Source organism: Neisseria sp. DTU_2020_1000833_1_SI_GRL_NUU_006 (assembly GCA_032388755.1).
Lineage (GTDB): Bacteria > Pseudomonadota > Gammaproteobacteria > Burkholderiales > Neisseriaceae > Neisseria > Neisseria sicca_C.
On record CP135593.1, the window covers coordinates 738,652 to 752,507 of the forward strand.

Here is a 13,856-nt window from a genome sequence, read left to right on the forward strand (position 1 = left end):
TATCCTTAGTCGTCTTTGAACGCGCTGCGGGCGCGGCGCGCTGCATTAGCGGTTATTTGTTCGATTTGGCGACGGACTTCGCGGGCAATTTCCGCCGCACTGCTGCTGCCGCCGTTGATGGTGATGTTGATGTTCATGCCGCCACCGCCGCCGCGGTTGAAGTCGGCGGCAACGGGAACGGCTCCGGCAAGGGCGGGGCGTGTCTCGGGCGCGGAGGACGGCAGGATACTGCCCAACGCAGTCAATCCTGCTTTGCGGATTTTGTCGAGTACCCGCCATCCGCCAAAACGTGCGACGTCTCGTTGATTAAAGACGACCTCGCCTTTGTGGACGATACCGGCGGGGGTATTGACGCCGCCCGCGCCGGTATAACCGCCCGTCGAATAGCCTTTGTTTGGGATGGATGTACCCAAGCCGTAGCCTGATGCGCTGCCGCCCTGAGCGGTCGGGGCTTTTGTGGAAAAGGCTTTTTTTACCCATTCATACGCACCCATCGCGGCGGATTTGAGGGCATTCAAAGGGGCAAGGGCTACCTGCGCCGCCTGTGCAATCGGATTTTCTCCGCCGAATACCTTTTTGAGCCATTCCCAGCCGGTGATGAAGGCCGCTGTTAATGTATTCCACTTGGTGTAAACGAGATAGATGATGCCGACTATGGCAGTCAGCGCAAGGCCTATGGGATTTAATGTCATGAAACGTAGGGCAATGCCTAATACTTTAAGAATACTCATGCCGAATCCGCCAAAGGCAATGCGGGCGGCGGCAAAGGGGACGGCAACTGCGGCAATAACTGCGGCCAGCCCTGCTAAGGCAGTCATTGCTGCGGTTGCATAAAATGCGATTTTTCCAAGTTTGGCGGCGGCCTCTGGATTTTTTACCGACCATTCGTTGAACTTATCCAATAAGCCTGAAATGACATTCATGCCGTACTCTAAGCCTGAAAACATACTGCGCCCAAAGCCTGATTCGGTATTGAAGAGCTTATTTTTGAACATCTGCCATTTGGACGACATGGTGTTAACACGAATTTCGAACTCTTTGTCGAGGCTGCCTAAAGCGTCCGGGGAGGTGGCAAGGCGGATTTGCTCGCGCCAAAGCTCTGTATTAGCGACAAGTTGGGCAAATACGCGGTTATATTCGCCGCCTGCCAAGCCTTTGAGGATGCCTGCTTGTTGCTCTTTCGGCATTTTTTGGACGGCGGCAATGATTTTTTCAAGCGTACCTTGCGCGTCTTCGACCATGCCTTTTTGGACGGATTTTGCGTCCATACCTATGCTTTTCAGGGCTTCCCGTACGGGTTTCATATCAGGCGCGGTACCCAGCCTTGTCATGAGGCTGCCGACGGCCTTTGCTGCCGTACTCGACTCAACGCCCGTACTAATAAGGGCGGAACCCAAGGCAGCAACGTGTTTTTCGCCCATCTTCGCCAAACCCATACTGCCTGATACTTCGTTCATGTAGCTGATGAGCTGGTCGCCTGAAACCAGTGCGTTGTCATCGAGATAGTTCATGACGTTGACTAGTTCAGAAGCGGCTTCTTTGGATAATTTGAAGTTTTGGCGAATGCGCCCCAGCTCTTCGGCAAGAGCCTCCGGATCTGCTGCTTCAAAGGCATTTGCAGCTTTGACGGCTTCGGTCACATAGGCAGCAAGCTCTTGGCGTGGGATATTCATCTTCGCGCCGGCAGTCATCATTTTCATGATTTCGACGGTAGCCATGGGCAATCCATCGCTTAGTTTTTGGACTTCGGTGCGCATTCTGGCGATTTCTGCATGATTGAGGCTGCCATCTGCGTTTTTAAGGCTGCCGACTTGGCGAATCAGTCCCTGCATTGCATCTTCTTCTGACATGGCTGTATTGATGGCATGCCCTGCACCTTGCCTCATGGTGGCAGCCTTGCTACTTGTCCATGATGAGACACCCGATGCAATACCTGCGATGGCGGCGGCCTTGATTCGACTCTGTTGCCGTTTTTCCAGCTTTTCTAAGGCGGTGGACTGCTTTTCGATTTGGGCAGTAGTCTTCTGCATACGGGCGGCAATCTCTGCCTGCTCTTTTTCAAGGTTTTGTCCGGATACGCCAACTTTTTCCATGTGGTCTTTGTAGCGTTTTAGCTGCGCGGATTGTTTTTCGTATTCGTTATTCAGCCTTTCTCCTTCACGGGTCAGCTTTTTGAGTTCTGCCGCCTGTTTTTTTGTGGCAACGCCCGTTTTGTCGATTTCGGCAGTAAGACGGCTTGTGGCGGCAGAATTACGGATAATTTGCTCATTCAGACGGTTGAAATATTGTTCTGCCTTGCCGATTTTTACCAGTGCGGTTTGGGCGCGCTCGAGATCTCGCATTTCTTTTTTGTTTTTCGCCAATTCGCCCGACAGCCCGCTACTACTTTTTTTAATTCTGTCAAACGTTTTGCTTGCTTTGTCGGCGGCTTTGAGGATAATATTAATTGTCTTGTCTGTCATGGCTCGAGCTTTAAGATGAAACGGAAAATGAAAAATCAAATCTTGGCGGATTCGGTTTTGAATGCAGTCGATTCTGTCATTTGGTGGTATGGCGCATTATTTTGGCTTTTTGTTGCCGTCATTGCCCTTATGGTATGGATGCTTCCTTGATTATTTTGTCGATTGAAAAGGTCGTCTGAATTGATTTCAGACGACCTTTTTTATTGCCCTATATTTTCGGATTGAATCCGGTTTATTTCTTCTGCTTTTGCCGCCCAACTGTTTAACCTGTATAGGTTTTGTTCGGCAAACCAATCAATCGACCCTTTAAATGTGATTGCGCAGAGGGCGAGGGCATCGTCTATTGGGTAAAACTTTTGCGGATCGCCGTCAACGTCATCTTCCCAAATATCAGGGACGGAATTTATCAGCCGGCTGAAAGTGTCTGCTCGGTAGCGGAATCTTGGAAATAACCCAATTCCGCAAAGGCTTCCTGAATCTCTACTTTCGCTGACGGCGGTGCTGAAAAAAAATCTACGGCGGAGTTGAGGGCTTGCGCGTCCGCCATGCTGAATCCGCCATATTGAGCCATGCCGATTTTGGGCGTACTGATTTTTGAGAGCAGCTTTTGGATGGTTTCCGTGTGCTTGATTTTAATCAGGTCTTGCCCTAAGCCCGCCATGTCTTTGGCGAGCGGTTCGCGGAGGGTGTAGGCCGTGCCGTTTGATACGGTTACGATAATGGTGTTGTCCGGGTTGATTTTGATTTTGGGTTCTTGCTGCATTTTTTGCGCCTTTGAATTGATTGTTGTCGGTCGGGCTTTTGCTGCCCGACCTTTGCTTTTTGACGATTACAGACCTAATGCGTTGCGGATGCCGGCGCGAATGTCTTTACCGCCGATGACGAGTTTGTTTGCCATCAGGTCGCATTCGAAAATGACTTCGCCGTCAACTGTTTCTTTCCAGTAGGTCAGGGCGTACTTAAATGTCTGTTCGCCGCCTTCGCCTGCTTTGTCTTCGTTGCGTGTGGTCTCGATGATGCGTCCGCGGGCTTCGCCTACCAATGTTTGATAGGTTTCTTCGTCCTCTTTGTGCAACGCGCCTTGGTAACGCAGCAGGTTGCCATTAATTTTATGGCTGATTGATTTGAACAATTCGAGGTCAAAGCCCTTGCTTGTCAGCTCAAGCTCGAGTTTTTCAATGCCGTGAATGACTGTGTATTCACCCAGACCACCACCCGGCGTGTAGTCTTCGGTTTTGAATTTGATGTCGGGGCGTTTGACGGTCATCAGGACGCCGTCTTTGTTGAGGCCGTCGGTAAATACGTTAAAACTTTTGAGGATGCGTGGTAACTGCATTTGCTGTCCTTATACTGTGGTCGGTTTGATGTTTGACGCAAACTCGATGACGCGGTCGGTCAGGTTAACGATAAAGCGATCGGAGACGTGTTGGTTCAGTTCGATGTTTTCCAACGGCGGGGCGACGGTAAATTCGTAGTCAAATGCGAAGATGCCGTTTGATACGCGCTCTTTTTCGATTTTTTTCGGGTCGATGAATACCTGCGCGCCCAATAACCAACCTTTATAGACTTTTTCCGCCAGCTTCGCGTTGATTGTGTTGATGATGTCAATCATCAGGGAAGGATGCATCGGTTTATCCATTGCCCAGAGGAAACTTTCGGCGATGGTCTCTTTGATAATTGATGCAACACGGACTGTCGGCTCGAATGCCCAAATCGGATCTGCCGAGCATGTGCGGTTGCCCCATACGCGGAAACCTTTTTCGCGGATCAGGGTCGTTACGTCTAGGTTGTTGAGTGTGTTCGCATCTGAATTAATGTCCAACAGTCCGAAGCTGCGCGGTGATTTGATGGCGGACACGCCTTGAATCTCTGTATTAGATATTGATTTGTGCGGACCGATTTTTTCGTCAAGCATGGCGCGCGCGCCTAAGATTCGGGCAATAGTGGCAGCGGTCTGCGGCGTTCCGTTTGCGCCTGCCGTCATAAACTCATTGTCGATTAACATGAGATTATTTTGTCCAAAACCTTGGCGGTAGGTTTGCACTGCCGGAATCTCGTCAGCCCCTCCCGCAGAAGCATAGACGAATCCACCCAAGGCGTTGGCAGCCACGCACAATTCAGCGGTTACGTCGGCATCATCCAATTCTGGCGCACCGATAATCTTTGGCTTGAAGCCAGTACGGACAGGGGCTTGACGCAGGATTTTTGCGCCTTTAATTATTGCTGCTTTTTGTTCAGCGGGTTTTGCCGATGATGCTACGCGGACTACAACAATCTGCGCATCTGCTTGGTCATAGATGGCATCTAACGATTTTCCCAGCGTGCCTTTACTGCCGGCTTTTCCCAACAGACTGCCGACAGATGTAGCAAAAATCGGAGTATCCAGCGGAAAGGTCTTCGCGTCAGCATCTTCAGATGTAGCAACTAAGCCGATGATGTTGCTGGCAATGTCTGATACGGCGCGCGCACCGTGGGTATATTCGTTGGCAGTTACGCCATGCATTCGTTTTGCAGTCATATTTTTATCCTGTTTATGTCTTTCCTAATTTTTTTCCAATCGCCCTCTCTACTCAAGTATGATTTTTTTTTATCAGGTTTTTAAGGTCGTCTGAAACTATCTGACGACCTGTCCATTACTCTATTCCATACTTGACCATCAGTGCTTCTGCTTTTTTATTGGCATTTGAAACGTCTCCGCTCAAAAACTCGATACCCGCACCGATGGTGATGTTGCGTCCGGTATTACCGGCATGATTGATGCCGAATCTGATTTTGTTGTAGTCCTTGCCCGCTTTGATCGTCAGTGCGGCGACATACCATTTGCCGTACGCGTACATCGTGGTCGGGCTGACGACTTTGCCGTCAATGGTCAGGTCTTCGTTGGCGCGCAACTTGAAGCCTCCCGCCTCATTAGTAACGACCAAACCGTTATTGACGATGGCACTGTCTTTGAGAACGATTGCTGCGTATGCACTGCCGTCCGTGCCACCCGCTGAAATTTTGAATGGGAAAACTACCGCACTGTCTGACGTGCCGTCAGACTCGACGCCCTCGGTCTCGATATAGCGCACGCCTTTACCTTTACTGGTTGCTGCCATCATGACGCGGTGCCCGTCCTGCTCGCCAAACGCGCCAACCCAGCCTTCAGGTTCGCCCGCTCTTACAGCATTATTCTCAGTTTTGAGTTTTGATACACCATTGCTACCCAAAGCCTCAGTAGCCGTCGCTTCTACGCCGTCAAACGTAAATTTGATGGACGTTTCGGGCTTGGCCGCAGGCTGGCTTTGCGCCTGATCGCTATTTGTCAGTGGGTTAGCTGGCGTTACAGGTGCCGGTGTTGTCGGTGCCGGAGCCACAGGCGTTGTCGGCTGTGCAGTAGCCGTTGCGCCTTGTGAGCCACTGTCAGATTGCGGCGTGTTCGTAGGGCTTGGAGTAACCGTACCAGCTGCCTTCATAGCCGCCATCTCGGTCTTAAGGGCTTCAAGCTGCATCTCAAACGATTTTTGTTTGATGGCATCCAAGAAATCCTGTTGAGTCGTCGGCGCATAATTGCTATGCACACTAACAACTTTATCGCCGCGCAAACTGCTTCCGGTCCATACATCCAGTCTGTCTGTCATTTGGTCGTATTCGTAGTTCCCGAATACTTCGCACTTGTCCAATGCCCCGCCGTAAAAGCCGAATGAACCAATGCCGTCACGGTATTTCATGCTATTGCTAACATACGGGTCGCCGAAAGGTTTTTTAGCCTTTTCGACGCTCGAATATGGCGTAACGTCTGCATAGTTGCAAGCGATAGTAGCCCCGCGAAGATTGCCAATGGTAATTTGACGCGCAAAGTTGCCTTCAGGCGAGTTTTGAACATAATTTCGGGTAATCACGCTGCCAAGCATTGTACCGTGTCTTCCTTCAGCCCCTACCAACATTCCGTAGGTAAAGGTATTCACATACGCTTCAGCCGTAGCCCCAGACCCGCCGCCGCCTTCGATGGTAACGGTAGGCGGAACCATGTAACGGCTGCCAACGCGCTCAATACGAATTTCGATGACTTTGCCGTCTTTGATTTTGGCGCGTGCCTTGGCGTCATAGGCTTCATCGCCGCCGCCTGTGATTATCACTTTCGGCGGCGATGTATAACCGCTGCCGCCATTGGTTACTTTGATGTCCGAAATTTGATTCAAACCGTAAAAAGTACCGAAAGGCAGGGCAAAAGTGAACTGGTTGTTATCAATCACAAAATGGTTATGCCCAAAGTTGCAAATCAGTCCGCGCGGCGCATAAACGATATTGTCAGCCCAAACCTGATGGCAACGAAGCCACCATTTGCCAGCATCTTTACGGAATTTCACGCCTGATGCCCCGTTGATTGGATGCAAACCAAACAAGCCTGAAACAATCACATTGCCGCGAATTTCAATGTTACTGTCTTGATACGGGAATGAATACGGGTCGGCGGTGTCTTTACTGTTGCGCGGGTCTTTAGGGTTAATCAACTTACTTGCAAACAACTCTTCGATAACGGTTGACACGCCGTAATACATTGCGCGTCCGCTGTTATTGATGACCTTGACGTTATTGCCCGTATGAATATCCATGATTTTACGTTTACCAAGACCGAAAACGTTGTCATGGATGAAGACGTTATCTAACGGCAAATAACGGCTGGTACATTGCTGATAGCCCGGGTCGATTGAGGTAGTACCACCAATTCCTCGGACGTGCTCGAGGTGCGCGTCAGGGTGTCCGACGACGGAGTCAGGGGCATATATGCCGCAAAGCTCGTACCCGCTCGCACGAATAGCCTCAACCCCGCAAATATAGTTGTGGGTAAAGTACCCACCGGTGATTTTAGTGTTTACTGCAACAATACCTGCATCGTAAGCAGCTTTTGAATCACGCGCATCGACTTGCTCGCCATCGGGCGCACCATACAAGCCGCAAACAATGCCGCCGCCGTTAAACCCGCGAACGTCAAAATACTCTATATGGGTTCGATTTGTGCCATAGATGCGCCATCCATAGGCACGACTACCGATTTGACCGCCGCGCCATTTACCCCATGTATCTCCAGTAGTACCGTCATGTCGCGGAAATTTAGAATTTCCGTTTGCATCCCAATAGCCGCCTGCTGAAAGATAACGAGTGCCGTCTTCATCTCGGATGTACTGGAGTACCTGCTCTCCTGAGAACCAACCTTCAAAATTCTTAATGCCTTCACAAATAAGGCTATTATTCATGTAGGTTGCATTATCAACAATAGGATATGTGGTGGTATTAAAGCCAGCCTCCGCCACGCCTTTTTCCGCCATACCTGTACCAAGATGCGGGTTTTCTTTAGACCATCCGTCAATCGGAGGCCATAGCATTTTGTCAAGGTCTGCCCCTGACTTATAGCCATACTTCAGGTATGCGCGGGTTGTGATATTGCCTGCGTGGATGATGCGAGTGCCTTCAGAACCATCACAAAGGTGGAAGGCATCCTGACCATGCTCTTCGACAATAAAAGTACCCTTCGTAAAATCAATCGTATTGAATTTGAATTTACGGAACGCCAAACAAGGCTGGCAACCGTGAAGCGTCAATCTGACTTCATCAGGGATTCTTTTTCTAACTCCATCTTCTTCTCGCCAACCATAACCGACACCGCGCGTTTTAATACGGTTGTCCGCGCCGAAATAATCAGGGGCATAACCGACGTTTTTAGTCAGCGGGAATACGCCGCCGCGCGTGGAAATCCAAACATTGGACGGCAACTTATCCAGCCACGCCTGAATAAGTTGGACGATTTTCAACGCTTCTGCTTGATTGATGTTTTTCTCTTTCTCGTAATGACGAGTGCGAACCTTCTCTTTAAGGTCTTCAGGCAACGCGTCTTCGATGTAGTAAACACCCTGTTCAAGCGCAATGCGGGATGCTTCCTTGACCTGCAATTCTTCAAAATTGCTTTGCTGTTTGTACAGACTATTGGCAACCTCTGCACCTCCCAAAGCAATACCTACCTCCCTTGTAAGGGCTGTCGGAGTAATGAGCTTAGTGATGGTTTTGCCGCCATACTGCAACTCGCCTGCTTCGTTTACGGCAGGTTCGATGGCTGCCAGTTTTTTGGCGTCCGCCGCCGTATCCTTTGCCGCCTTCGTATTCTTGGCAATTGCCGATAACGCTTTTTCTAAGTTATTTAATTCTTTAGCCATTTGTTTCACCTAAATCTTTCATAATATCCGCCAACGCCTCGTCACTAACCCCGCCATTGTCCGTTGCCGGTTGCGTTGGGACAGGAGTGGGCGTTGCCGCCGCGTTGTTACCCGTGCCGCCAGTTGCCGGTTGCGTTGGTGCGGGTTGTGTAGGTTGAGTAGGTTGTTTTGCACTACCGATGTTTTCTTTAACAACCGTTTCGACGATTTTTCTGATTTCTTCGGCTGTCAGCATTTTTGATGTCTCGACTGACGGAGTGGGTGATGCCATAACCACTAAACCCTGCTCCATGATGCTGACGCGTACCGGCTCAGTAGCCTCACCGATAAATCCGCTGACGTTTGAGATTGACGGCGCGATATATACGTCGCCTTTTAGGACGGTTGAGACGATACCGCCAAAAATGGCACGGAGATCGTATTGTCCGTTTGCCCATGCGACATTTTGAGTCAGGGCGGCAGGAAATGTAATAATGATTTCGCGCCCGCTGACACTAAGCTGCGGCCTCAACTCTTCACCCGTCTGACCACGAACCGTCATTGCCCATTGAGCTTCACGCGGCTCAAATGGGAGTCCGCCGCCGTCAAAACCGACGCGAAAAACTCGGGTATCACCACGGTACAGGGTCAAATTTTTGGTTTGGATGCTCATTTTTATGCCTTAAAAGTCAAATTCGATTTTGATGGCTTCGATTTCTTCGATTGTGTTGGCGGCGGCGATTTTTTCAGCTAATGCCTGACGGCGTCCGGCAACTTCTGCGCTCAATTCCTGATACTCTTTTGCTTTACGCAGAACAGCAGCTTTTAGGTTGTCTGAACCGATTCCACGAGCGGCGGCGATGCGATCGATTACTGGCGTCGGTGCAGACGGATTTTTTTCCCACTCGCGGGCTTCGGCAGCTTGGTCTACCCAGCTCTGCACTTCAAAGGCGGGCAGGTCGTCCATGCCGCTTTGTTCATTGACAATTGCTTGTGCTTGTTGGTTGAGGCGAGACAATGCGATGGATTTGGCGGTGGCGAGTTTGGTCTCTTCTGCTTCGGCTTTCTTGGCTTGGTTCTCAATCCATTTTTTGCCGTCCCATTCGCAGTATTCGTTCGCGGGTTCAAGCAGGGTCAAGTCGTTGGTAAGTCTGCCCACTTTGTCGATGATGACGGCAACGCCGTCTGCTTTACGGTACGCTGCCTTGCCTCGATGGTCTTCGATGATGTCCCAGTCTGAGCCATTCCATCGGGCGACATATCCGGCTGAAATTTTTGGCGGCGTGGTGTCAATACAGCCTGCTGGAATCAGGTAACTGCCGTCGCGGGCGTAGATGTCCAATTCGGCATTAATCTGACCGATATAAATATTGTCTGCGTCAAGCTGACAGACGGGTTTAGTCCATTCGATGTTTTGGCTCATTTCTTTTTCCTTTTCCATAAGGTCGTCTGAAACGTGGTTTCGGTTTTTCGGACGACCTTTTCAAATTAAATCTTGATGATGTATCTCATAGCCACGTTCATCGGGCGCGTTTCCACACCGCCTGCGGCGCCGGTTGTGCCTTCGTTATCAACGGATACAGTCGATGGATTATGCCCCCTGTCGGTATCGGCGCCCAGTCTTACCCCGATGCCGTGGGTATGGCTGCGAAATTCGTCCGCCTGCCAACTGCCCAAGACGCGACCGGCGTCCCGACCGCGACCGGCGTCCCAGCCGCGAATAAATTCACCGCGAAGGTCTGGCAGGTTGAATGTTGTACTGCCGTCGCCCGCTCCGTAGCGCGTTCCGATAACGGCGAACAGCGTGGCATAGGTCTGACGGGATACCGCCGCGCCGTGACACTCAAGCCAGCCGTAAGGCACTGCTTCGCCCGCTAAGGCTACAACCGTGCCGCTTGGTGCTGATACGTTGAAAAATATTTGGTCAACTTTTGCCACCAGTCCGGGGACGTCCCAGCCGATGGATATCCGATGCTTTGAGCCGCTCGAAGATGGCGAAACATCTATTGTTTCGGCTTTTAATTTTGACAGGGCATACGATGACGGCACGGTATTGGTACCGGTATGCTCTGGATTATGGGAAATGCTCCGTTGCAAAAGCAGCGGCGAATTATCGTACTCGATGACTCCGTTGTTTTTTAAAGCCAGTGCTTTATTATTGTTTTTGTTGCGCAAAAAAACCTGATCCGCGTCGGAGTCGATATGGATATATTTGTTGGCGGCGTAAAGCGCAGGCGAGGCTGCCACGGCAATGCCTTTTGTAAACACGGTATTGCCGCCAAATGTTTTGTCGCCGTTGATGGTTTGATCACCGGTAATCTTGACGGTGTCGGTGTTTTCACTGATTTTTTTATCGACGGCTTTGAGACGGATGTTTAAATTGTTTGTCCTGTTGGCGAGTGCCTGCAAAGGCTGGTTTATTGGGGCATCCGCGCCGCCAATGACTTTATCGCCCGGTTCAACCAGATAAACATATTGCGTGAATTCGTTTTTTTCGATTGCGTTTGCCATAATTTTCCTTAAGCTGCGCCGAAGTTATATTCGCCATTAAATTCGATTTCGCCATTCCAGTAGATGGCGTTGCTTCTGTAGTCCATCTCGACCAATCGGCAACGGAGCGGCACGATTTGCCCTAGCCATTTTTTTATCTTTTCGACCTCTCTGTTTGTAATCGGACGGCTCAGTTTGATTTTGTATTCTGCCCAGTCGCCTTCCTGACCACCGAAAACGAATGTCCCGTCAAAATAGGCGGTGCCATCCCAATACAGACTTCCGTAGTTTTCAATTATCTCAATGTCGCCATATCCCAAGTCTTTGAATAATTGTCGTATTACGGACGGTGTCCCTTTTCTTTCGTGGATTTTGATGTATTCGGCGACAATTCGCCGACGGGCGGATTCGGTTTCGGCAATGTCCCAGCCTTCATCGCTGCCTATTGAGTTTTCCCAAGCCAGCCAAGGCAGCCATTCCGGCGGGCAGTCAACTGGGCGGCGGGTTCGTGCGATTTCATTCAAGTCAAATAATTGCGCCAGTTCCGCTGATGTCAGTTTTGATAGCGCGTGTTGCAATTCGGTGCTGCTGCTTGGTTTTATGCTTTCTGTCATGTCATATTCTCCAAGCTGATTTCGCTGATTTCGATGTATTCTCCGTCGCTACAATTTATGTCTTCCAACGGTGATGCCATTTCGATTTTTTTAACGCCGTCGGTATCCAGCGCACCGATAATTTTTGACAATGCGACGCTTGCACCTAATCTGCTGTTTTTTTCGAGCATTTTTTTTAAGTCATCAAGCTGCTTGTTTTTTACCAAGGTCAAATCCGGACCCGATTCGTATCTAATCCTTGCGGCAATCCTGACTGCCTTCGGGCGACCGGCTTTAACTTTTACGGTATCGCATAAGGGGCGGCGGGTCTCCGCGCTCAAATAATCCTGCGCCGCCTGCAAAATTTCTGCCGATGGCACGCCGTCCGCTGCCTTAATAAAGACGCAGACCGTACCTGCAACCTCTCGGACGGCGCGCGCGTCAATGATTTTCGGGTGAGCGTCTAATGCATGGGCTTCGTAGGCGGCGCGCGGACCGGCTGCGGCGAGTTTTTCGGGGTAAAGTTGGACGCGACGGCGCAGGTCGTCGTCTGTTTCGTAAAGTGCTTCGACGGGAGGCAGGGCAGTTGGGTCGGCTTGACGCACTATTTTTCTTGTTATCCCCTTCGCGGCGGCAAGGTGGTCTAAATCGCTACCTTGGGCAAATGCCAGCAACGTCGATGCTGCCGCTTGGTTGATGCGCTGCCTAAGTATCATTTCTTGGTAGGCTTGCTGTTGCAGGTCTATTGTCAGCGGCTCTGATTCCAGCGACAGGGTTGCTGCAATAGTTTCTCGGACGGATGATGGGACAAGCTCAAGCAGTGCTGTTTTTTTGCGCTCGAAAATCGTTTCAAAATCTAATTCTTCGATGACTTTCGGAGCGGGAAGGCGGGTTAAATCGATTTCGGCCATTGTCTTTACTCTATTTTGAATATTTGCTCTGTCCCATCTTCAAGGGCGGTATGGATGGCTACTTTCAGACGACCTTCGGCGGCGGCCTGCACGTCAAATTGGATTTGGCTGATTTTGATTCGTGGCTCCCATGTTGCGATGGCAGTTACTATTGCTTGATGGCTTACGGCAATAACGGCAGGGGTCATCGGCATATCTATCAATTCAGGGAGCAGGCTGCCGTAATCTTCTCGCATTACACGGGTACCGATGCGGGTGAAGAGAATGTTTTTGATTGATTGGGCAATGTGTGTTTTTAATCCGATCAAGCGTCCTGTTTTGTCGTCGGTCATTGCGGCTGTCCTGTCGTTCCGCCGCTGTCTCCCTTATGGGTATGGGTGGTCAGGTTTATTCCGTTGCTGATAATGCTGCCCGATTGTTGACGAATTGTTCCGTTAATAACGGCTGCCGCTCCACCTGTGCCACCGCTGCCTGACATACCGCCTTGGTATGTGAGCAGCCCTTTGACATTTAGCGCGCCTTCAATATCGGTCATGGGGCTGTCAATAGTCAGATGTTTTGTGTGTACCGTTGCAGATTTTTCGGCAGTGATGTCTGCGGTTTGTATTCCGCTGATTTTTAAATGGCGGCGAACGTGGTCGTAGTTTATTTCCGCCCCATCCGGTAATCTGATGATGGTTTCATTTGGGTTTTGTGATGGTGCTGGGTATTGGGTACTGTCGATGCCGCATAAGACGATGCCGTTTTCTGTTTCGCCGCTTGGCGATAAGATGAGGCAGGCTTCGCCGATGCTTGGCAAACGCCAAATCGATACGCCACCGGCAGCAGGGGTTTTATATTTGAGCCAGTCCGTCAACAATCCGCCATGTTGTACCCGGATACGGTTTGACACTGGGTCAACCTCTTGCACGGTGCCTATTTTTATGAGGTTCTCTAATTGACGGGCTGTCATGGGATTATGTTGTCTCCGATTTTTATATTTTCTGCTGCCGATTTGCTGACAAACATGGCTCGTCTTTCAAACTTCCAGCCATTTTCGTTTTGCAATTCGAGGTAACAAACCACAATCCGCAGAAAAACAATGGACGGCTTTTGATTTTCAGTATGGTGCAAGGTTCTTTAAACATGATGCCTTCTCAATTTTGGAAAAGCCGCCGTTGATTGGCGCAACGGCGGCTTTTGGGATTGCCGTCTTTCCGGCTGTCATGCTTACAACTTTCCAAGGAGTAT

13 protein-coding genes are annotated in these 13,856 nt (G+C 50.2%); 1 reads left to right on the plus strand and 12 read right to left on the minus strand.

What is annotated here, in order from left to right:
- Positions 1-5: 5 nt before the first annotated feature.
- Positions 6-2,462, minus strand: a complete 2,457-nt coding sequence (locus RSJ68_03615) for a phage tail tape measure protein (GenBank protein WNU97827.1) — start codon at positions 2,460-2,462, stop codon at positions 6-8.
- A 27-nt stretch (positions 2,463-2,489) separates the two neighbouring features.
- Between RSJ68_03615 and RSJ68_03620 the strand changes: the two genes are divergently transcribed.
- The gene (locus RSJ68_03620; GenBank protein ID WNU97828.1) at positions 2,490-2,612 is read left to right on the plus strand and encodes a hypothetical protein; all 123 of its coding nucleotides are present in this window, start codon (positions 2,490-2,492) and stop codon (positions 2,610-2,612) included.
- Between the two features lie 256 nt (positions 2,613-2,868).
- Here the strand turns inward: RSJ68_03620 and RSJ68_03625 are convergent, their stop codons facing one another.
- From RSJ68_03625 to RSJ68_03675, 11 genes are all read right to left on the minus strand, one after another.
- The gene (locus RSJ68_03625) at positions 2,869-3,225 is read right to left on the minus strand and encodes a hypothetical protein (protein WNU97829.1); all 357 of its coding nucleotides are present in this window, start codon (positions 3,223-3,225) and stop codon (positions 2,869-2,871) included.
- A 66-nt stretch (positions 3,226-3,291) separates the two neighbouring features.
- Positions 3,292-3,798 carry a phage major tail tube protein gene (locus RSJ68_03630; protein WNU97830.1) on the minus strand — a complete coding sequence of 169 codons (507 nt, stop codon included), beginning with the start codon at positions 3,796-3,798 and terminating at the stop codon, positions 3,292-3,294.
- Between the two features lie 9 nt (positions 3,799-3,807).
- Entirely contained in the window at positions 3,808-4,980 is a 1,173-nt protein-coding gene (locus RSJ68_03635; protein WNU97831.1) for a phage tail sheath subtilisin-like domain-containing protein, read from the minus strand.
- 115 nt (positions 4,981-5,095) lie between these two features.
- Complete coding sequence (locus RSJ68_03640) at positions 5,096-8,653, minus strand: hypothetical protein (protein WNU97832.1); 3,558 nt, start codon at positions 8,651-8,653, stop codon at positions 5,096-5,098.
- Complete coding sequence (locus RSJ68_03645; protein ID WNU97833.1) at positions 8,646-9,305, minus strand: hypothetical protein; 660 nt, start codon at positions 9,303-9,305, stop codon at positions 8,646-8,648. Before RSJ68_03645 ends, RSJ68_03640 begins: the two co-directional genes overlap by 8 nt.
- A gap of 9 nt (positions 9,306-9,314) precedes the next feature.
- Positions 9,315-10,055, minus strand: a complete 741-nt coding sequence (locus RSJ68_03650) for a hypothetical protein (protein ID WNU97834.1) — start codon at positions 10,053-10,055, stop codon at positions 9,315-9,317.
- Between the two features lie 65 nt (positions 10,056-10,120).
- Entirely contained in the window at positions 10,121-11,143 is a 1,023-nt protein-coding gene (locus RSJ68_03655) for a phage tail protein (GenBank protein ID WNU97835.1), read from the minus strand.
- Between the two features lie 8 nt (positions 11,144-11,151).
- Complete coding sequence (locus RSJ68_03660) at positions 11,152-11,736, minus strand: phage tail protein I (protein WNU97836.1); 585 nt, start codon at positions 11,734-11,736, stop codon at positions 11,152-11,154.
- Positions 11,733-12,626 carry a baseplate J/gp47 family protein gene (locus RSJ68_03665; protein ID WNU97837.1) on the minus strand — a complete coding sequence of 298 codons (894 nt, stop codon included), beginning with the start codon at positions 12,624-12,626 and terminating at the stop codon, positions 11,733-11,735. The genes RSJ68_03660 and RSJ68_03665 overlap by 4 nt, the downstream gene beginning before the upstream one ends.
- Before the next feature lie 5 nt (positions 12,627-12,631).
- The gene (locus RSJ68_03670; protein ID WNU97838.1) at positions 12,632-12,958 is read right to left on the minus strand and encodes a GPW/gp25 family protein; all 327 of its coding nucleotides are present in this window, start codon (positions 12,956-12,958) and stop codon (positions 12,632-12,634) included.
- Positions 12,955-13,578 (minus strand): phage baseplate assembly protein V, encoded by a 624-nt coding sequence (locus tag RSJ68_03675; GenBank protein ID WNU97839.1) that lies wholly within the window; start codon positions 13,576-13,578, stop codon positions 12,955-12,957. Before RSJ68_03675 ends, RSJ68_03670 begins: the two co-directional genes overlap by 4 nt.
- Positions 13,579-13,856: the final 278 nt, after the last annotated feature.

Bases quoted from the DNA above. Each gene is read 5' to 3' on its own strand.
- RSJ68_03620 (WNU97828.1), top strand. From the start codon at position 2,490: ATGAAAAATCAAATCTTGGCGGATTCGGTTTTGAATGCAGTCGATTCT.
- RSJ68_03645 (WNU97833.1), bottom strand. From the start codon at position 9,305: ATGAGCATCCAAACCAAAAATTTGACCCTGTACCGTGGTGATACCCGA.
- RSJ68_03640 (WNU97832.1), bottom strand. From the start codon at position 8,653: ATGGCTAAAGAATTAAATAACTTAGAAAAAGCGTTATCGGCAATTGCC.
- RSJ68_03650 (WNU97834.1), bottom strand. From the start codon at position 10,055: ATGAGCCAAAACATCGAATGGACTAAACCCGTCTGTCAGCTTGACGCA.
- RSJ68_03655 (WNU97835.1), bottom strand. From the start codon at position 11,143: ATGGCAAACGCAATCGAAAAAAACGAATTCACGCAATATGTTTATCTG.
- RSJ68_03670 (WNU97838.1), bottom strand. From the start codon at position 12,958: ATGACCGACGACAAAACAGGACGCTTGATCGGATTAAAAACACACATT.
- RSJ68_03665 (WNU97837.1), bottom strand. From the start codon at position 12,626: ATGGCCGAAATCGATTTAACCCGCCTTCCCGCTCCGAAAGTCATCGAA.
- RSJ68_03625 (WNU97829.1), bottom strand. From the start codon at position 3,225: ATGCAGCAAGAACCCAAAATCAAAATCAACCCGGACAACACCATTATC.
- RSJ68_03635 (WNU97831.1), bottom strand. From the start codon at position 4,980: ATGACTGCAAAACGAATGCATGGCGTAACTGCCAACGAATATACCCAC.
- RSJ68_03660 (WNU97836.1), bottom strand. From the start codon at position 11,736: ATGACAGAAAGCATAAAACCAAGCAGCAGCACCGAATTGCAACACGCG.
- RSJ68_03675 (WNU97839.1), bottom strand. From the start codon at position 13,578: ATGACAGCCCGTCAATTAGAGAACCTCATAAAAATAGGCACCGTGCAA.
- RSJ68_03615 (WNU97827.1), bottom strand. From the start codon at position 2,462: ATGACAGACAAGACAATTAATATTATCCTCAAAGCCGCCGACAAAGCA.
- RSJ68_03630 (WNU97830.1), bottom strand. From the start codon at position 3,798: ATGCAGTTACCACGCATCCTCAAAAGTTTTAACGTATTTACCGACGGC.